18 protein-coding genes are annotated in these 17366 nt (G+C 72.6%); all 18 read right to left on the bottom strand.

The window, feature by feature from the left end:
* A partial coding sequence (locus ACFXMF_RS40145; RefSeq protein WP_380021066.1) for a hypothetical protein occupies positions 1–1576 on the bottom strand: 1576 nt, incomplete at its 3' end.
* On the bottom strand, positions 1573–2025 hold the full coding sequence (locus tag ACFXMF_RS40140) for a GPW/gp25 family protein (RefSeq protein WP_360318109.1): 453 nt from the start codon (positions 2023–2025) through the stop codon (positions 1573–1575). The genes ACFXMF_RS40145 and ACFXMF_RS40140, both read right to left, overlap by 4 nt.
* 2 nt (positions 2026–2027) lie before the next feature.
* Positions 2028–2306, bottom strand: coding sequence for a PAAR domain-containing protein (locus ACFXMF_RS40135; protein WP_360318111.1), 279 nt, complete (start codon positions 2304–2306; stop codon positions 2028–2030).
* 52 nt (positions 2307–2358) lie between these two features.
* Positions 2359–3012 carry a phage baseplate assembly protein V gene (locus tag ACFXMF_RS40130; RefSeq protein ID WP_360318114.1) on the bottom strand — a complete coding sequence of 218 codons (654 nt, stop codon included), beginning with the start codon at positions 3010–3012 and terminating at the stop codon, positions 2359–2361.
* A 59-nt stretch (positions 3013–3071) separates the two neighbouring features.
* Complete coding sequence (locus ACFXMF_RS40125) at positions 3072–4325, bottom strand: hypothetical protein (RefSeq protein WP_360318117.1); 1254 nt, start codon at positions 4323–4325, stop codon at positions 3072–3074.
* Positions 4322–5020 (bottom strand): peptigoglycan-binding protein LysM, encoded by a 699-nt coding sequence (locus ACFXMF_RS40120; RefSeq protein WP_360318120.1) that lies wholly within the window; start codon positions 5018–5020, stop codon positions 4322–4324. Before ACFXMF_RS40120 ends, ACFXMF_RS40125 begins: the two co-directional genes overlap by 4 nt.
* The gene (locus tag ACFXMF_RS40115; protein ID WP_379988966.1) at positions 5017–5781 is read right to left on the bottom strand and encodes a hypothetical protein; all 765 of its coding nucleotides are present in this window, start codon (positions 5779–5781) and stop codon (positions 5017–5019) included. Before ACFXMF_RS40115 ends, ACFXMF_RS40120 begins: the two co-directional genes overlap by 4 nt.
* Before the next feature lie 221 nt (positions 5782–6002).
* Positions 6003–6086 carry a hypothetical protein gene (locus tag ACFXMF_RS40110; RefSeq protein WP_380018110.1) on the bottom strand — a complete coding sequence of 28 codons (84 nt, stop codon included), beginning with the start codon at positions 6084–6086 and terminating at the stop codon, positions 6003–6005.
* 50 nt (positions 6087–6136) lie between these two features.
* Positions 6137–6529, bottom strand: coding sequence for a hypothetical protein (locus ACFXMF_RS40105; protein WP_379988968.1), 393 nt, complete (start codon positions 6527–6529; stop codon positions 6137–6139).
* Positions 6530–6531: 2 nt separating this feature from the next.
* Complete coding sequence (locus ACFXMF_RS40100) at positions 6532–6969, bottom strand: phage tail protein (RefSeq protein WP_360318128.1); 438 nt, start codon at positions 6967–6969, stop codon at positions 6532–6534.
* Between the two features lie 93 nt (positions 6970–7062).
* On the bottom strand, positions 7063–9030 hold the full coding sequence (locus tag ACFXMF_RS40095; protein WP_360318130.1) for a phage tail sheath subtilisin-like domain-containing protein: 1968 nt from the start codon (positions 9028–9030) through the stop codon (positions 7063–7065).
* Positions 9031–9043: 13 nt separating this feature from the next.
* Positions 9044–9958 (bottom strand): Pvc16 family protein, encoded by a 915-nt coding sequence (locus ACFXMF_RS40090; RefSeq protein ID WP_360318133.1) that lies wholly within the window; start codon positions 9956–9958, stop codon positions 9044–9046.
* On the bottom strand, positions 9955–12693 hold the full coding sequence (locus tag ACFXMF_RS40085; protein WP_380021064.1) for a DUF4157 domain-containing protein: 2739 nt from the start codon (positions 12691–12693) through the stop codon (positions 9955–9957). The genes ACFXMF_RS40090 and ACFXMF_RS40085 overlap by 4 nt, the downstream gene beginning before the upstream one ends.
* Entirely contained in the window at positions 12693–14735 is a 2043-nt protein-coding gene (locus ACFXMF_RS40080; protein ID WP_379988971.1) for an AAA family ATPase, read from the bottom strand. Before ACFXMF_RS40080 ends, ACFXMF_RS40085 begins: the two co-directional genes overlap by 1 nt.
* A gap of 308 nt (positions 14736–15043) precedes the next feature.
* On the bottom strand, positions 15044–15742 hold the full coding sequence (locus ACFXMF_RS40075; RefSeq protein WP_360318141.1) for a response regulator transcription factor: 699 nt from the start codon (positions 15740–15742) through the stop codon (positions 15044–15046).
* Positions 15743–16041: 299 nt separating this feature from the next.
* Positions 16042–16308, bottom strand: coding sequence for a DUF1876 domain-containing protein (locus tag ACFXMF_RS40070; protein ID WP_360318144.1), 267 nt, complete (start codon positions 16306–16308; stop codon positions 16042–16044).
* Between the two features lie 97 nt (positions 16309–16405).
* Positions 16406–16993 carry a nucleotide exchange factor GrpE gene (gene grpE, locus ACFXMF_RS40065; RefSeq protein ID WP_360318146.1) on the bottom strand — a complete coding sequence of 196 codons (588 nt, stop codon included), beginning with the start codon at positions 16991–16993 and terminating at the stop codon, positions 16406–16408.
* On the bottom strand, positions 16990–17366 hold a 377-nt coding region (locus ACFXMF_RS40060; protein ID WP_360318149.1), incomplete at its 5' end, for an Hsp70 family protein. The genes ACFXMF_RS40060 and grpE, both read right to left, overlap by 4 nt.

The following is a 17366-nucleotide window of genomic DNA, read 5'->3' as shown; positions in this document are numbered from 1 at the left end:
GGGTGTACCACGTGGTCGGGTCCTCGCCGGACAGCGGCGAGACCACCGCTCGTCCCAGGTCGCCGCTGACCGCCGTCAGCGCGGCCAACCTGGTCGCCACGGCGCGGATGTCGGCCACCGTCTTGTCGCGGAACTCCTTGGCGTTCTGTACCCCGCCGGTCAGTTCGCCGGTGCGCTGGTCGGCCTCCTCGGCCGCGGTGCGGGGGCGGCCCACCACCACGGTCACCCGGGCGCCCGGCTTGGCGAACGCGGCGTCGCAGGCCACGTGGAACGCGCTGCCGCGCACCGGTGCCGGGCCCAGCGGGGTGAACGCCCGGGTCAGGTCCACCGCCTGCGCGTCGGCGACCGCCTTGTCCGGAACCAGGCCGGTTCGCAGGGTCAGGTCCAGGTGGGCGGGGGCGTCCAGGGCCAGCGGCGCGGTGAGGTCGTCGGGGTCGTCCAACGGAAAATAGTCCACGCCCGGCTTCGGCACGGCCGTGCCCGCGGTGAACGTGTCGGCGGCGGTCGGCGGCACGGTGACGCCGAACCGTACGGTGTGGCCCTGGTGTGCGGCCGCGACGACGACCGGGGTGTCGGGCTTCGCGGCGAGGTTCTCCTTGCCGCCCGCCGTGGTGTCCACGACGTGCAGGGTCGCCGCGTCCGGCGCCGCGGTGCCGTGCGCGGCGTGGATGGTCACCGTCGTGTCGGCACCGGTCGGCGGACCCGCGAACAGCGCCAGGCGGGCGTGCGAACCGACCGTCGCGAGCCGCAGGTGCGCCAACTCCGGTGCCACGAAGCCCGGCCGCCCGCTCAGTTGCGAATCCAACCGGGCCCGGAGCCAATACGACTCGGTGCCCGAGACGGTGGTGGCCACCGCCGTCGCACACGGCGCGACCAGACGCACCGTGCCGGAGCGGGTCAGGCCCAGAGTCCCGTCCCGGGACGCGTCGTCGCCGGCGCCCCAGGGCGCGAACGGCCGCCAGGCCGTGCCGTCCCACCACGTCCAGGTGATCCGCAGCGCGGCCGAGGCCGGCCGGCGCAACGCGATGGTGATCTCCACCGTCGCCCGCCCGGCGAACGCCAATAGCGTCTCGTGCGCGAGGTACAACTCCCGTACGGCGGGCCGCAGTCCGGTGAACAGCGTGACCGGGCGGCGGGCCGGCACGTCGGCCGAGTGGTCGGCGGCGGCGTCCGCGCCCGGGTCCAGGCTCCACACCTCGACCAGCGGCGCGCCCGCCAGCGCCACCGTCTCGCGGGTCTCGAAGATCAGCGGCGCGTCCTGTCCGGGCACGGTGGCACCCAGCCGCGACCCGGCGCTCACCCGGGCCCCGCTCACCCCGGGCAGCGCCTGCAACAACACGGTGCCGGCGGCGCCCTGCGCGGGCAGCAGCGACACCCCCACCAGGTCGAGCAGCGCGGCCAGTTGCCGATCCGGCAGCGCGGCCAGCCGCTCCTCCAACGCGGCCAGCAGCGCGCCGAGCCCGTGCGCCACGCCCATCGACGGTCCGCCCGGGGTGGGATGCCAGTCGGGCACCCACCCGGTACGCGCGGCCAACAACGCGGCGACCACCTCGGCCCTACTGCGCGGCGCGCTCACGTGGCCGCCCCCTCGTGCAGATGGAACGGATAGACCAGGTTGTAGAAGGTGTTGGTGGCCCGGATCCGGTAGTCGATGCGCACGTCGAGCCGACCGGCCGCACGATCGGCCACCGACACGTCCACGCCCAGCACGTCGATCCGCGGCTCCCACGCGGTCAAACCCTGTTCCACCCGCAGTCGCACCAGTGCGGCGGTGGCCGCGGTGACCGGCTCGAACAACATGTCCTCCAGTCCGGCCCCGAAGTCGGGCCGCATCACCCGCTCGCCGCGCCGGGTGCCCAGGATGAGCAGCACCGACTGCCGGACCTTCTCCGGCCCCGCCGCCTGGGCCGCCTCACCCAGCGGGTCCAGCCGGGCCGGCGCGGCCCAGCCCCGCCCCAGCACCGCGGCATCGTCGGGCGTACGCCCCACCGGGTCGGGGGTCGCCGGAGCGGTCGGTTCGGCCACCGTCAACCTCCGATCAACACGGTCGGCACACCCGCCACCACCGGCGCGCCGCAGCCCGCCAGGTCGCCCTGGCGCAGCGCGCCGCGCCCCCCGACGAGCACCGTCGCGGAGCCCTTGGTGAACGGCGACGGCGGGTGCACGGCGGGTGGTGGGAACGCGCACGCGTGCATGTCGCCCTGCACGGCGGCGGGCAGTCCGCCGATCAGCACGGTGGGCACGCCGGGTCCCGTGACCAGGCCGGGGTGACCGGTGGGGTCGGTGACACGCGCTGCTGCGGGCACGGGCGGCCTCCTTGGGGGTGATCGGACAGGGGCAACGGCGAACGGGAACAGGTCAGTTGATCTTCACGATGGCGCCCTGGATGCTGCACGTCGCGGCGGCCTGGATGTCCGCGCGGGTCGCGTTCGCGGACAGACCGTTGCCCGCCTTGACGCTCACGTCCAGGCCGCTCACCTCCACCGAGCGGGTGCCCGAGACGGTCACCGCGCCGGACGTGCTCAGCGAGATCTTCGCGGCGCCGCCGGCCACGGCCAGGGTGATCCCGTCGACGGCGAGCTCGATCGAGTGCCCCAGCGCGTGGGTCAACGTGATCGACTGCACGAGGTCGTCGATGACCACCTCGTGGCCCACCGGCGTGCGGATGGCCCGCTTGGTGACCGAGTCGGTGGGCAGGTCCACCGGGGGACGCGAGGTCATCGTCCACAACCCCCCGAGCACGTACGGCTCGCGCACGTCGCCGCCGCGGAACGCGACCAACACCTCGTCGTCCGGTTGCGGCATGAACCACACCCCCGAGCCGGAGCCGGCCACCGTGGCGCACACCCGCGCCCAGGGCTCGACACCCGGCAACCACGCGTACTTGACCTGCACCCGGCCGGCCCCGGTCAGGTCCAGGTTGTCCACCACCGTGGCGGGCGCCACGCCGGTCACCCGCGGGCTGTCGGACTCGTGGATGTCGTCGAGGGCGTCGAAGAGCGGTTCGAACATGCGGTCCTCCCAGGAATCGAGCGATACACGGCAACGGGTCGAGGCGGGCGGGCGGTTGTTCACGAATTGGGCGCCGGCAGCGACAACAACCCGCCCTGGACCCGGACCGCGCCCTGGGACGCGGGCGGGATGCCGCCGAACCAGATCTCCTTGCGCAGGTCGAACGAGGTGCGATAGCCGCCGCCGTCGAGGGTGTGCTGCGCCGAAACCACCCGCCACAGGCCGCCGAACGTCTCCCCGACGCCCTCGATCCGCAACACCCGTCCGGCGGTGATCCGCGGATCGCCGACGCACGTCCCACTCGCGGTGACGCGCCGGTTCAACCTCGGCAGCAGCTTGGACACGATCAGCCGCGGCGCGGTGGCGATGGTCACCGGCTCGTCGACCAGGAGCACCTCGCGGGCGGGCCGTGCGTCCGCCGCCCCCGGAGCGTCGCCGGGCGGCTGCGCGAATCCCGGTGTCACCGCGATCGCGAGCGCCTGACGATCCCAGTCGTAGCCGACCGAGACGGTCAGTTCGAGCCCGATCTCCGGTCGCCACACCCGCACCGACACCCTCGCGACCTGGCCCACCGTACTGATCCGCGGGGTGAACTCCATCAGCGAACGCCCGTAGCGCAAGGTCACGTCGGAGGAGAGGTTCCCTGCGGGCGACATCAACCGAAGCACGAAGCCTGCCGGTTCCGCGTCGTGGTCGACGATCAACTCCCACGCGTTCTCCACCGCGATCTTCTTCAGGAAGTCGAGCGTGGTCTCGGAGTGTTGGCGGCGCACCACCCGTTGGCGCATGCTCGGGTCCTCGATGGTGGCCACCACGTCCACCACACCCAGCGCCGCGGACAGGAACGCGCCCAGCGGGTCGAGCAGCGGCACCATGCCGTGTTCGACCGCGAGCAGCGGCGCGACCACCAGGTCCGGCAGCGGAATCACCCCGAGCTTGGGCACCGGTACGCCGAACCAGCGTGCCGGCGAGGCGGCGGCGAGTCGGGTCCGCCGGTCCTGCGCGACCACCCGCAACATCGGCATGCCGTCGGAGGGGAAACTCGCCTCGGTGCCCACGACTTCGCCCACGAACAGCCGGCTCGGCTCGTCCGGCGCGTAGCCGAGCGCGATGCTCACCTCGGTGTCCAGCCGGAACAGCGGGTCGTCCAGCCAGCGCAACCCCTCGTTGGCGAGCGACACCTCCAGCCGATCGGCGTCGCCCATGCCGGTCTGGCAGACCACGCCGGTGACCGAGCCGCGCAACGCCGCCGGCGCCGGCCGGCCGGCGAAGCGCAGCCGCATCTCCGGGGCGTACTGCGGGAACGCGCTCATGCGGGCACCTCCCTGGGCGGCGCGTCGAAGACTTCGTTCGTGGCCGGGTCCCGATACGGCAGGCGGGGCAACTGAAGTGTCGCGCCGACCGGCAACACCCGCGGATCGTCCAGGCCGTTGTGCAGCGCGATCGGCCGCCACGCGGACGCCGAGCCGTACTCGCGCCAGGCGATCGACTGCACACTCTCCCCGGCGACCACGGTGTGTGCCTTGGTGTAGTCCGAGGTCTGCCGCTTGACCTCCTTGGCCTCCATGTCCACATTGCGGAACTCGCTGAAGGAGACCGTCAGTCGGGCCCGCACCGGGGTGCCGTCCGGCTTGAACATGACGAACTTCTGTACGACCCGGGTCAGCACGCACGTGAAGGTCAGGCCGGCCCACGCGAACACCAGCGGCGGCGGCGCGTGCAACGTGGGATCGATGTCCATCAGATCCACGATCCGCCGGACCAGGATCCGGACGTCGCTGCCCGCGCCCGCCTGGTCGTTCGCCTCCAGCGAGTCGAGGAACAGCTCCATCTCCAGCGTCTGCGCGTTGCCGTGCACGAACTGCACGATCGGCGCGGACAGCCCCGGCACCGGGAGTTGGGCGTAGGTGGTGTCCCGGTTGATCGTGTAGTCCTCCGGATTGAACAACACCCGGGTACGGGCCCCGGTGACGCTGTTGGTGATCGTCGCGCGTTCCATCACGGTCATCGGCTCCACCCCCGACGTTCCCGGCGGGCCAGCACCCGACGGTCGATCTCCCGGACCACCCCGTCCACCAGGCGCGGCAGATCGGCCGAGGTGAGCGCGGGCGCCGGCGCGCCGGGGCCGTACGCCTGATCGCCCCGCGCGCGCACCGACGGGTCGGCCGGCGCGGGCTGCCGCTCGGCCGGGGTCGGGGTCGGCGCCGGGCGGCCGGGCAGCGCCAACGTCAAGCCACCGCGCGGGCCGCGGCTCCGGCCGGGCGGGGCGGCCGGCCCACCCGCACGCGGGGTCGCGCCGGGCCGGCCCGGTTCCTCGATCCGCCGACCGTGGTCGACGCCGTGCTCGTACAACTCGCGGGTCACCCGCGCCCGTTCGGCCACCGCACGACCGGGCCCCGCGAACGCGGTCCGCAACACCGGCGCGGGCAACCGACCCGATCCGGCGGCCGGCGCGCCGAACGACCCGCCCGGCTGCGGGCCGCCGAGCGCGACCATGCGTGGCACGCTCACCCGCACGTCCAGTCGCACGTGTGCGCAGCGCCGGATGTCCGGAGCGGCCCCGGGCGTCGGACGCGGTGCGCGCCCGAGGGCCGGACGCGGCGGCAGGTGCAACACCAGGCCGACCCCGGGCGACCAGGGCTCCACCCGGCCGGCGGCCCGATGACCGGCGATGCCCTCGGCCCGGGACCGGACGCCGGCGAGCATCGCCGCCGAGGCGGATCGGACCGGCCATCCGGCCGATGGTGCGGGTGCTGCCGTGACGATCACGGTCTTCTCCTTTCGCGGTAGGTATCTCGCGGTGCGGGTCTCGTGGTGTGCGGTTGTCGGGTGTGCGGTACTCGGCTCGGTGCCCGGTGCTCGGTGCCCGGTGCTCGGTGTGCGGTGCTCGGTGTGCGGTCCTCGCCTCGAAGTCGGCGGTCGGTGCCCGGTATTCGCCCCGGCGACCGATGTGCCGTCCTCGGGAATCGCCACGCCCGGTGCGCCCGGCGCTAGTTCGCCTCGTTGAGGCGTTGGTTGATGGCCGACACCCGCTCCACCCACCGACGGCGCTCGCCGTGGTCGAGGCCCATCAGCTCGGCATGCGACCAGTGCAGGTGGTAGGCGACGAAGGCGATCTCCTCCCTCAGCCGATCGACCGGATATCCACGGATCCCCCCAGGCGCTCGTGGCCCGGACGGACCTCCTCACCGCAGTTCGGGCAGGACCCGGGTGCCGAACGGACCGGCTCGTCCGCGGTGTTGATCCGGTTGTAGAGCTCCTGGAGATGCGCCAGGTCGGCGGCGAACAGGGTCTCGATGGTGCGCGGCGTCACCGTCTCCACGCCACCCACCCGGATGACCACCCGGCTGAGCAGAATCACCGACAGGTAGGCCGGATTGCGCTGCACGCGCGGGTCGGCCAGCGGCAGGATCTCGTCGGCGGCGGTGGCCAATCGCATCGTGCCGTCGCGATGCAGCGCGCCGTCCTCGCCGAGCAGCCCGATCGGCAGGGTGAAATCGTGTTCGATCTGCAGCATCGTCACTGGACTCGCACCAGACCCTCGTGGACCAGTTCGAGGGCCTCGATCGCGATGTCGTCGGACTCGGCGGTCAGCGGCGGCGCGGTGTACTTGGTCGGCCAGGCCCGGACGAAGTTCCACCGCGCGGTCACCACCCCGCGCCGATCCAACAACAACACCGCGCCGTTGCGCCGCAGGATGTCGCCCTCGACGATCTGCTGATGCCACTCGTACAACTCGGTGTCGGTGGTCATGCCCCACTTGAGCATGATGTTCGCGTACTTCGCCTGACCGGGGAACTTGTACGGGGTGATGTTCCACCCGCCCTCGCGGTGCTCGATCACGTCCACCGTCGCGTCGAGGCCGGTCACCTCGTGGAACCCGACCCGGATGATGCCGTCGAGTTCGACCTTGAAGTTGAAGTTGACAAAGGGATCCTGGATATCGCCCGTGCTCACGGCGTCCTCCGCTGCCTGTCCGTTGCCGATCCTGGGTGCCCGCGAACGGGCCCGCCCGCGGTCTGGTGCGCGCCGCCGCGCGCGGCCGGCCCGCTACTGTTCGCTCACCTCCGCGCCGCCGTCCCAGATGCCGATCCGGACCACGATGAACTCCGCCGGATAGACCGGCTGTACGCCGACCTCGATGTAGAGCAACCCGAGTTTGCGGGTGCCGGGCGGATTCAACGCCTCGTCGATGCGGACGAAGAAGGCGTCCTTGGCCTTGGCGCCGAACAGCGCGCCGTCCCGCCAGACCCGGGTGAGGAATTCGGTGAGGGTGTGCCGGAGCCGGCCCCACAACTCCAGGTCGTTCGGCTCGAACACGGCGCCGCGCAGCCCGAGTTGGATCGACTCCTCCAGGAACAGGAACAACCGCCGCACGTTGATGTACTGCCAGTTGCGGTCGCCCGTCGTGGTCCGCGCGCCCCACACCACCGGCGACCCGCGTCCGGGCAGGATCCGCAGCGCGTTCACGCCGTCCGGGTTGAGCAGGCCCTGATCCGCGTCGCCGAGCCGGCGTTCCAACCCGAGCGCACCCGCGATGCCGACATTGGCCGGGGCCTTGTGCACCCCGCGGGTCGCGTCGGTGTGCGCGTAGATCCCGGCGATGTGCCCGGACGGCGGCTGGAGCACCACCGCCGCCTTCGACGGGTCGCGGAGCTGGATCCACGGGTAGTACAACGCCGCGAAGCCCTTGTCCAACGCGCCGGTGAGCTGCGCGCGTTGCGCCTTGACGGTGACCACGTCGACGCCGGGCGCACTGTCCAGGATCGCGAAGCGGTCGTGGAGCGACTCGCAGTGCTCGACGATCGCCCGCTGCGCGCCGATGTCGGTACAACCCGGGGCCAGGACCAGCGAGATCTCGTCGATCGGCCGCAACAGCCGCAGATGCTCGTCGATCCGCCCGGCGACATCCGCCCAGGACGTCGCCGGGGCGTCGGCGACCGCACCCGCCAACACGTACGTCCCGGCCTTGGGCCGCGGATCGCCCGCCGGCGTCGGGGCGTTCGCCGGAATCACGATCCGCAGGTAGTTCGCGGGCACCGCCGGGCCGCCCCACCAGCGCGGATGCGAGGCCGTCGTGGACAGGTTCGGGTAGGTGGCCACGCTGCCGTCGCGGTCGGTGACGGTGAGGTCGAACTCGGCCGTGGCCACCCGGGTGGGCCCGGTCAGCTTGTAGGTCTTGGTGAGCGGCCTGCGCAGGGTGATCGCGTCGTTGGTGACCGCGGCGACGATCCCCCACTCGGTGCTGGTGCCGTCGCCGATCCGCACCGACGAGCCGACCGGTACCAGCGGGCGCAGCGCGACACCGGCCGGCACGGTGAACCGCAACACCGTGTCGCCGGCGACCGGATCGGCCGAGGTCACCGTGCCGCCGACGAAGTCGATCGTGCCGGACAGACCCTCGTCGAGCACGATCGTGTCCGGCGCCTGCACCGACTTCACCCGCAGCGTCCGGGTCTCCGCGCCCTTGGCCACCGACACCCGTTCACCGGCGGCCAGACCGTCGACCGCGTTCACCGTGAGCACCCGCCGGGTGGCGTCCACGGCGGTGATGTTCGCCGTCCCGCGCACCACCGGCAGATCCGTCCCGGCGCCCGCCGCGGTCAACGCGGCGGCCAACGCGCTCGAATCCACGATCCGCACCGAACCACCCGCGCCGTCCGGGCCGTCCACCAGCGCCACCGCGCGAGCCACCGCCGGTGCGCCCGTCGCGCGACCCGGCAGATCGGCACCTGCGGGTGCGGCGGTGCCCACCCGCAGCACGAAGCACTGGGTGCCGCCGTTGCGGAAGAACCCGTCCACCGCGAGCGGCAGATAGTAGGGCACTTCGCCGCCGTCCACCGGCGGCCCGAACAGCGCGGTGAACGCGTCCGGGCTGGTCACCAGGGTGGGTTCGGCGATCGGCCCCTGTGCGCTGATGCCGATGAACGCCGCGACACTGGTCGACACGCCCTGGATGGGCGCGGCGGGCTCGGTCTCTTCGATGTAGACGCCGGGGTACGAGACCTGCACGGCCATGGCGGGTGTCCTCTCAGGTGAAGCGCAGTTCGATCAACGCGTCGGGTGAACCGGGGACCTGGACGTCGGCGGGTGCGGGCGGCGGCAGTCCGGCGGCGGTGACCCGCGCCAGGTAGGCGCCCGGCCGCAGGCCGACGAGCACGAAGCGCCCGTCGTCGCCGCTGCGCACCCGTGCCACCTCGCGGCCCGCCGGGTCCGCCAACACGACGTCCGCGTCCGGCACCGGGATCGGCGGCACCGCAGGGCCGCCGGTGGCGTCGAGCACCAGGCCGCCCACGTCGGCGAGTTGCTCGCCGGCACCGGTTTCCCCCGGGACGGCGTCGTAGGAGGTCAGCACCGTGTGCACGACGCCGTCGAGCCGCCGATCCGGTTCCGGGACCGGCATGGTGACGATCAGATACACGGCCGGCCGCCACGAGGTGGCCCGGCCGACGGTGCCCCAGAACTCGGCGAGCTTGCCGAAGCCGTCCGGCGGCACCACCTCCACCGGCAGCTCCGCGTCACGCAACGTCGAGGGCAGCTTGGCCAGTTGCTCGGGTGTCAGGATCGCCGAGGCGACCATCGGGTCCGCGTCGAGCAGCAACGTCAGGACCGCACCGAGCACCGTGTGCTCCTGCTCGGTGGCGGGCATCTGGGCACTGTCCTTGGCCGCGTTCCACGCGGTGATCAGGTAGTGGCAGCGGATCCACGCCGGCTCCCGGCGGTCCACGATCCCGGCGGGGGTGCCGACCCGCCGCCGGATGTTCATCCGCCGATGCCGATCCTCGCGCAGGTCCACCAGCGCACAGTTGACCCACACCCCGGTACTCGCGCCGACCCGCTGTCGCCAGTCGTCGTCGGGCGGCTGAAACCCGATCCGCGCACTCGTCAGCCCGGGCACCCCGGCGACCAGCGTCTCCCGAATGATCAGGTCGAGGATGTCGATCACGGCTTTTTGCCCTTCGGGGAGGCCGGTTCGAAGACGAGGGCCTCGTTGTCGGGCGCACCCTGCCACCAGTAGGTGATCCGGCCTCCGGTGCGGTTCGCGGCTTGCCGCATCGCCCGCACACAGGGGCCGCAGGGGTCGTACTGGCCGATGATGTGCATCGTCTGCCCGGGCTTCAGCGGGATCTCGTGCACCGCCTTGAACTCGGTGTGGCTCTCGTCGTTGGCCTGCCGCATCCCCACCTCCGCCCGCCGCGCCTTGCCGACACCACCGCTGTGAATCGTCGTCCCGTCCCGCACCAGGAGGCCGGTCTCGTCGTCGACGACCACCACGTGCGCCTGGTGCGGAGGCCGATATTCGCTCGCCCTTTCGCGCTCCACGTCGGCTCCCGAACGTCGCCGATACCGCTCGGTCAGGACCGCCCCGGCCACGGAATCGCCGCTCTTCTCCAGAGCCGCGAGCACGCGGTCCGACTGGCCCTCGTAATAGGTCTTCAGCCGGTTGTAGGTGTCCTCGTCCGAGAAGATGCCGGCGCGCGACTCCTTGGCCCGGGCCTTGGCCTCCTTGAGCTGCTGCCGATGAGCCTGCTCGGTCGTCTTCGGTGCGGCTTTCGCCGATGCGGCCCTGTCCGCAGCCGCCTTGCGGTCGGCGGCCTTCTTCGCCGCGGCCTCCTTTCGGGCCGCGGTCGCCGCCTTCTTGTCGGCGGCCTTCTTCGCGGCGTCTTCCTTCCGGGCCCCGGTCGCCGCCTTGCGGTCGGCAACCTTCTTCGCCGCGGCCTCCTTCCGAGCCGCCGCAGCCTCTTTCCGGGCCCCGGTCGCTGCCTTGCGGTCGGCAACCTTCTTCGCTGCGGCCTCCTTCCGAGCCGCCGCAGCCGCCTTTCCGTCCGACGCCTTCTGCGCCGCAGCCGCCTTGGCCTTCGGGACCGGAGCCTTCGCCGGGGCCGGCGCAGCCGTCCCCGCGCCGTGTTGCGCCTCTCCGACGTCGGCCGATCCGGAGGCGGCCTTGCCCGGAGGCACCGAGAGTGCCTTCACCGGTGCCTTCACCGGCGCGGCCTTGGGCACCGGAACCTGCTCGACCGAACCCGCCGAACCCGCCGGCCCCGGCTCGGCCTTCGCCGAACTCGCGCTCGTCGCGCCGGCCTGCTCAGCCGTACCGGCCGCCGGGACCGGCGTCACGGCCTGCGACGTGTGCCCGGTGCGCTTGGCCGCGGCCTTCCCCGGAACGTTCGTGACAGTGGGCTTCGTACCGCCGGCCTTCGGCGCGGCAGCCGGCACCGCGGGTGTCGGCGGCACGACGGCGGGCGCGGTCACCGGTGGCGCCGGCGTGTCCAACGGAGTGCGCGGCTCGCCGCCCGAGCGTGGCTGCGTCGGTGCCGTCGATTCCTCCTTGCCCGCCTTCGGCGAGCCGGCCGCCGGTGCCCCCTCACCACGAGCCTTCGCAGTCCGGCTCAGCGCGGCCTGCAGAAGAATCTGGTGCAGCAGAGCCAGGACGGCCTTCGCCAAGTCCTTCGCGTCCTGCTTGAGCGCGGCGTCCCGGTCCGCTCCGGGCGCCCGCGCCCAGTCCTGCGCCATCCGCACCACCAACGGCTTGAGCGTCACCCCCGCCAACGCCAGGTCGATCAGCAGCCGGGCGATCTTCTTGTTGGCACCGCCCGCGCGCATGCCGGCCACGGTGAGCACCGCGGCGACCACGGCCGTCCAGAATTCCTCGGTGGGCGACCCGCCGTGCGGAATCCTGTTGAAGGCGTCGATGATCGGCTTGATGGCACCCACGATGTTCACCGCGGCAAGCGCGGTCTTGACCACCTCGACGTCGAGCGCCGTGAGCACGACCTTCGCGCCCAGTTGCCCGAAGATCTCGTACAACTCCCGATCGGTGAACAGGTCGTCGTTCTGCGGCCTCGTGGTCCCGAAGGTCTGGTCGTACTTCTTCTCGACCCAGTCACCGCCTGCGGTGACCAGTGGGGCGATGGTGGGTGCATGGGTCGTCGGATCGACCAGATCGACCGTCTTGGCCCAGTCGCGCACCGCGTCCAGCACCGGCGCGCCGGCCAACGCATCGGATGTGGCCCGCACCCGTGCCCGGTTCTCGGCGCTCAGGTCCAGGTCCGACGTCACCCTGTCGACGGCCTGCCCCCGCAACTCCTGCACGCTGTACACGAACCCGACCAGGGTGTCCGGGATCCCGGCCAGTTCCAGCAGGACTCCCTCCGCCATGCCCAGGTTCTGCATGTTGAGGGCACGCGCCTCCGCCTTGGCCGCGGCCTGGTCCTCCTCGCCCTTGGGTGCACGCGACACCCCGGCCGCCGTACCGCCCGCAACGGGCGCGGACAGTCCCGCGGCGGCCCGCGCGCCCGCGCCGTGCGCGGCGCCCTCGGCGGCGGTGCCCGACGGGTGCACCCCGTCCGGCCCGGGCGCCGGGCCACCGCGCCGCTGCTGGAGCACGTGCGCGAGTTCGTGACCGATCAGCGCCCGCCCGGCCGGCGAGTGCGGGTCGTAGCGGCCCGGCCCGAACACGACGTGCCGACCCACCGCGTACGCCTTCGCGTCCAGGCGATCGGCGGACGCCGCCGCCTCGGCGTCGGTGTGCACCACCACGTCACCCAGCGACGCACCGAACGAGCGCTCCATCGGAGCCCGTACCGACGCGTCCAGCGGCCGGGCGTGCTCGGTCCGCGACTCCAGCGCGGCGGGCAGGTGCGCCCCGGCGCCGCCGCCCGCCTTCGGGCCCGACGCCATCAGAGCACCCCGAGCGCGACGGGTGCCGGTGGCAGGGGACCGATCTTGTCGTACTCGCGTGCCATCGCGCGCAGCACCGCGGCCCGGTCCAGGACCCGCCCGTCGGCTGCCGCCAAGTGCGCCGCCGCGACCGCGACGTTGTGGATGTGGCCGCCGGAAAGCGGGTAGTTCTCCGCCAGTTCGGCCAGGTCCACGTCGACGTCGCGCGGCAGCGCGGGCGGCCAGACGCCCTGCCAGATCCGCCGCCGCTCGGCGACCTCGGGAAACGGGAAGTGCACGCAGTAGGTCAGCCGCCGGATGAACGCGTCGTCCATGTGGTGCAGCAGGTTCGTGGCCAGCACCGCGAGCCCGTCGTGATCCTCCAACCGCTGGAGCAGGTAGGCCACTTCCAGGTTGGCGTAGCGATCCCGCGCGTCGTGCACCTCGCTGCGTTTGCCGAACAGCGCGTCGCACTCGTCGAACAGGAGCACCGCGTCGGTGCGCGCGGCGGCGGTGAACACCGCATCCAGGTTCTGTTCGGTCTCGCCGATGTACTTGGACACCACCGACGCCAGGTCCACCCGATAGAGCGGCAGTCCGAGCCGGCCCGCGACCAGCCGCGCGGCGAACGTTTTGCCGGTGCCGCTGGGCCCGGCGAACAACACCGACACGCCGCGTCCCTGGCCCGGCCGCGCGGCGAATCCGTGTTCGTCGAGCACCGTGCGATGGGCGCCCAGATGCGCGCACACGTCGTGCAGCCGCTCGCCGACGTCGGTCGGCACGACCAGCGCCGACCAGTCCTGCGATGTGCTCAACCGGGCGGCGAGCCGACCCAGTTCGCCGCCGGTGACCCGCGCGGCCACCTCGGCCGCCTCGGTCGCGGCGATCCGCGGTTCGCCGCCCGCCTCGACCCGTCCCCGGGCCCTGGCGGCCACCGCGTCCAGGGTCTGCCGCAGTTCGGGGCCGGCGAGGTGGGTCCACCCGGCCAGTGGATCGGCCCCGACACCGCCGGTGACCCGCACACCCCACTCGGCCAGCGCTGCGGTGAGGCCGCCCGGGCCGCCCGTCGCCGGCGCGCGCCGCACGGGCAACGAGACCACCCGCTCGGCCGGCACCTCCGGCCCGGTCGGCGCGAGCGAGTCGGGACCGCCGATCACGACGGCGTGCGGGAACCGCTCCCATACCGACGCGGCCGGCGTCAGCGTGTGCGCGTCCACCACGAGCACGGCCTCTCGCAGGATCGCCTCGGCGGCCAGTCCGCGCACCAGGGCCGGGTCGGTCAGCGCCTCCGGTCGTACGGTCAACGCCCGACGACCGGCCCGGGACACACTCCACCAGGCCAGATCCAGACCCTGCGCCGGCGCCGCGCCGTAGAGGTGGGTCAGCGTCGGGTCGTCCCCCGCGAGCCGGCCGACCAACACCTCGGCGGTCTCCGGATCGGCCACGCCGGCGGGCACGTAGGTGTCCAGGGTCGCGAACGGCACCAGTTCGTCGGCCAGTCGGGCCACCGCGAAGATCCGCCGCAACAGCACGGCCGAGGGCCGCACGGCGCTCGCGTACGAGGGCCCGGAGCCGGTGCCGAGCGGCTCGACCATCCCGCAGCGCACCAGTGGCCCCGCCGACGAGAGCCGCACCGCGACCGTCGCCCGGTCCGCACCGTTCGCACAGCACAACCGGGCGAGCAGGTCGAGCGTCGGGTACGGCTGCCCGGGATCCCGCTGCAGCCACCCGATCACCCGACCGAACGCGGGGTCCAGGTCGGGTGCGAGCGCCAACGCCACGACGGCCAGATCGAACGCGTCGAAGCCGTGGCGGGTCAGCGGCGTGGCGATGTGCGCGGGCAACGGTGGGCCCGTTATTACTACGGGCTCCGGGCGCGGTTCGTCCGCCAGCGCGGCGAGCACCTCGCCGTACGACGGATAGAGCCGCTCCAGCGAACTCTCCTCGGGCTGCCGGTCGATCGCCGCCACGGCCCGGGACAACACGTCCGCGATCCACCGCTCCAGGCCGGAGAGGTCGGGAATCGCGGATGCGCTCGCGGCGATCGAGGCGGTGGCGGCCATGTCGCGATCCTTGATCATCGGCCGGGAGCACGTCATCCACCCGAAAGGACGATCTTTGCCGGCCCGGGAGTAGATCCGCGGTGGACCGCAGACGTCGCCACCTCCACCCGAGGTGGAGATCGAGGTCCACCCCATCGAAACCGGGCCCGACTTCCGAACGGACCGAGGCCGGTTGCGGATGCCCGTCCGCCGGGCGTCCACAACCGGCCGCGGAGCGCGCACATCGCCGGCAGGCGCGCGCACGGCGTGCGCGCGCCCTGGGTGTATCCACCGGGGAACTTCAGGACACGCCCTACGGCGCATCCACTTCAGGAGCGCTTCTGCCCACCGTCGACCGGCAGTTCGTGATCCGGCGCACGCCGGGTGCGCACCGAGCGCAGCAACATCGCCGCGGCCTCGCGATGCGGCACTCCCAACTTGCGCAGTACCGCGTGCACATGGGTCTTGACGGTGGAGAGGCCGATGGACAACTGCCGGGCGATCTCGTGATTGCTCATCCCCTCGGCCATCAGGAAGAGGATCTCCCGTTCGCGCGCGGTGAGCGTCTCCGGCAACGCGGGCACCCCGCGCTGCGCACCGATGGCGGGCGACTGCACCCGTTGCAACAGCAGCGCGGCGATCCGCGGACTGCACGAAGCCTCGCCACGCACCACGCCGACGATGGCCGCGGCGGTCTCCAACACGGAGTACTCCAGCCCGATGAAGCCCGCCACCCCGGCCTCCGCGGCGGTGATCACGTCGTCGCGCGCCTCGTCCACCCCGAGCGCGATCAGTCGGGTCTCCGGCGAGCCGTGCCGAATCGCGCGGATCGCCGCGATGCTGTCGGGCGTCGCGAGATCGAGCAGGAGTACCGAGGGGCGCAGACGGCGGGCGCCGGCCACCGCCTCGGAGGCGGAGCCTCCGGAGCCGACCAGGCGCAACGCCGGTTCGTCGGCGAGTGCGCGCATGGTGGCTTCGCGATAGATCCGGACCGGGGTGATCACGACTACCTCGATCGCCGCACTCATCGGCTTCTCACTGCCCCCCGCCGTCGCACGCACACCGGGCGATCGCGCGCCACCCTCCCGCGCTTCCCTCGCACGGGGTGCCGCATCCGGTGACTGTGACCATCGACCGACCACACACGGTAATCGACTGGTCGCGCTAAGAGTACCGCCGCCGTCGACACCTCGCCACAAGCCCCACAACTCCGGGGCGGTGGCGCAAAATCCGCCGACGCGCGGCACGTCGACACCCGCACGATCGAACCCCCACCGATCGCGCCGCCGCCGATCGCGGCGCCGGGCCGACCACCCGGATCCGCGAATCAGGAGAGCGACTGCACCGGCCGCCGAGTCGTCGTCTCGATCTCACCCGCCGCCTTGTCCAGCAACTGCCGGGTCAGATCGGTCAACGCCCGGGCCGCCGCGATCTCCTCGCCGACCTGCGGCTGATCCGGGTCCTCCGGGAAGCGGCTCGCATGGGCATGCGAGCGCATCTCCGTTCCGTCCCGCAGCCGAAGGAGTGCGGCGGCCTCGGTGCGCTTGCCGTCCTCCTTGAACTCCATCTCGATGTGCCATCCGACGATCTGCATGAGTGTCGCCTCCAAGCCCCCGATCCGATCGGTGCCGGTCGTCCCCTCCGCACCGACATGGTGCGACCCGCGCACCACGATGCTCCGCTCCCTTCCGTCATCCCGATCCGGGTTCCGCGTCGTCCGCGACCCGGCCGGCCGACGCCGGGTCCTCGCCCGCCCGCCCGTCGCCCGCCGGCGATCCGGTCACGGTGACCCGGGCCGGACGCAACAACCGATCACCCACCCGGTATCCGGGGGTGTGCACCACCGAACAGATCGGCGGATCCGTCCCGGGCTCGCCCCGAAACGCCAACGCGTCGTGGATGTACGGGTCGAACTCGTCTCCGACCGCGCCGAACCCGGACAATCCCAGCGCCGCCAGCGTGTGCTCCAGCGCCTCGACCGCCCCGGCCACCCCCGGGGTCACCGCGCCGGCGGCACCGGCCCGGTCGAAGTCGTCGACCACCGGCAACAGCGGCGTGAGCACATTGGCCAGCGCGACCTCGCGCATCGCGAGCCGATCCCGCCGCACATGCGCCCGATAGGTGTCGTAGTCGGCCTGGAGCCGCCGCAGTTCGTCCGCTCGCTCGCCCAACTGCCCGCGCAGCGCCGCGATCTCGGCCAACAGAGCGGCCAGGATCGGCGATTGCGGACGTTCGACGGGAACCGGCAACAGCCCCGGGCCGGTGGAGGTCCGGTTCATCCGGTACCACCTCCCCGCTTGTCGTCGTCGACGATCTCGGCATCGACCACGTCGTCGTCGGCGTCGGTGCCGGGTCCGGCTCCGGCGCCCGCTCCGGCCGCGCTCTCGGCGCCGGGCTGGGCGTTCGCGTACATCGCACTGCCCATGCGTTGGCTGATGGTGCCGACCTTCTCCGCGGCGTCGCGGATGGCGGCCAGGTCCTCGCCCTTGAGCGCGTCCTTGAGCTCGGTCAGCGACGTCTCGACCTCGGTCTTGACGTCGGCCGGCACCTTGTCGCCGTTGTCCTTGATGAACTTCTCGGTGGTGTACACCAGTTGCTCGGCCTGGTTGCGGGTCTCCGCGGCCTCGCGACGCTGGTGGTCCTCCTCCGCGT

The organism is Embleya sp. NPDC059213 (assembly GCF_042754445.1).
Taxonomy (GTDB): Bacteria; Actinomycetota; Actinomycetes; order Streptomycetales; family Streptomycetaceae; genus Embleya.
The sequence above is the reverse complement of the archived record's forward strand: the minus strand, read 5'-3'. Positions and strand labels throughout refer to the sequence as shown.

What these genes read in the sequence shown, in the direction of transcription:
- ACFXMF_RS40080 (WP_379988971.1), bottom strand. Translation starts at nt 14,735, where the DNA reads ATGGCCGCCACCGCCTCGATCGCCGCGAGCGCATCCGCGATTCCCGAC.
- ACFXMF_RS40085 (WP_380021064.1), bottom strand. Translation starts at nt 12,693, where the DNA reads ATGGCGTCGGGCCCGAAGGCGGGCGGCGGCGCCGGGGCGCACCTGCCC.
- ACFXMF_RS40070 (WP_360318144.1), bottom strand. Translation starts at nt 16,308, where the DNA reads ATGCAGATCGTCGGATGGCACATCGAGATGGAGTTCAAGGAGGACGGC.
- ACFXMF_RS40125 (WP_360318117.1), bottom strand. Translation starts at nt 4,325, where the DNA reads ATGAGCGCGTTCCCGCAGTACGCCCCGGAGATGCGGCTGCGCTTCGCC.
- ACFXMF_RS40095 (WP_360318130.1), bottom strand. Translation starts at nt 9,030, where the DNA reads ATGGCCGTGCAGGTCTCGTACCCCGGCGTCTACATCGAAGAGACCGAG.
- ACFXMF_RS40120 (WP_360318120.1), bottom strand. Translation starts at nt 5,020, where the DNA reads ATGACCGTGATGGAACGCGCGACGATCACCAACAGCGTCACCGGGGCC.
- ACFXMF_RS40075 (WP_360318141.1), bottom strand. Translation starts at nt 15,742, where the DNA reads ATGAGTGCGGCGATCGAGGTAGTCGTGATCACCCCGGTCCGGATCTAT.
- grpE (WP_360318146.1), bottom strand. Translation starts at nt 16,993, where the DNA reads ATGAACCGGACCTCCACCGGCCCGGGGCTGTTGCCGGTTCCCGTCGAA.
- ACFXMF_RS40130 (WP_360318114.1), bottom strand. Translation starts at nt 3,012, where the DNA reads ATGTTCGAACCGCTCTTCGACGCCCTCGACGACATCCACGAGTCCGAC.
- ACFXMF_RS40105 (WP_379988968.1), bottom strand. Translation starts at nt 6,529, where the DNA reads ATGCTGCAGATCGAACACGATTTCACCCTGCCGATCGGGCTGCTCGGC.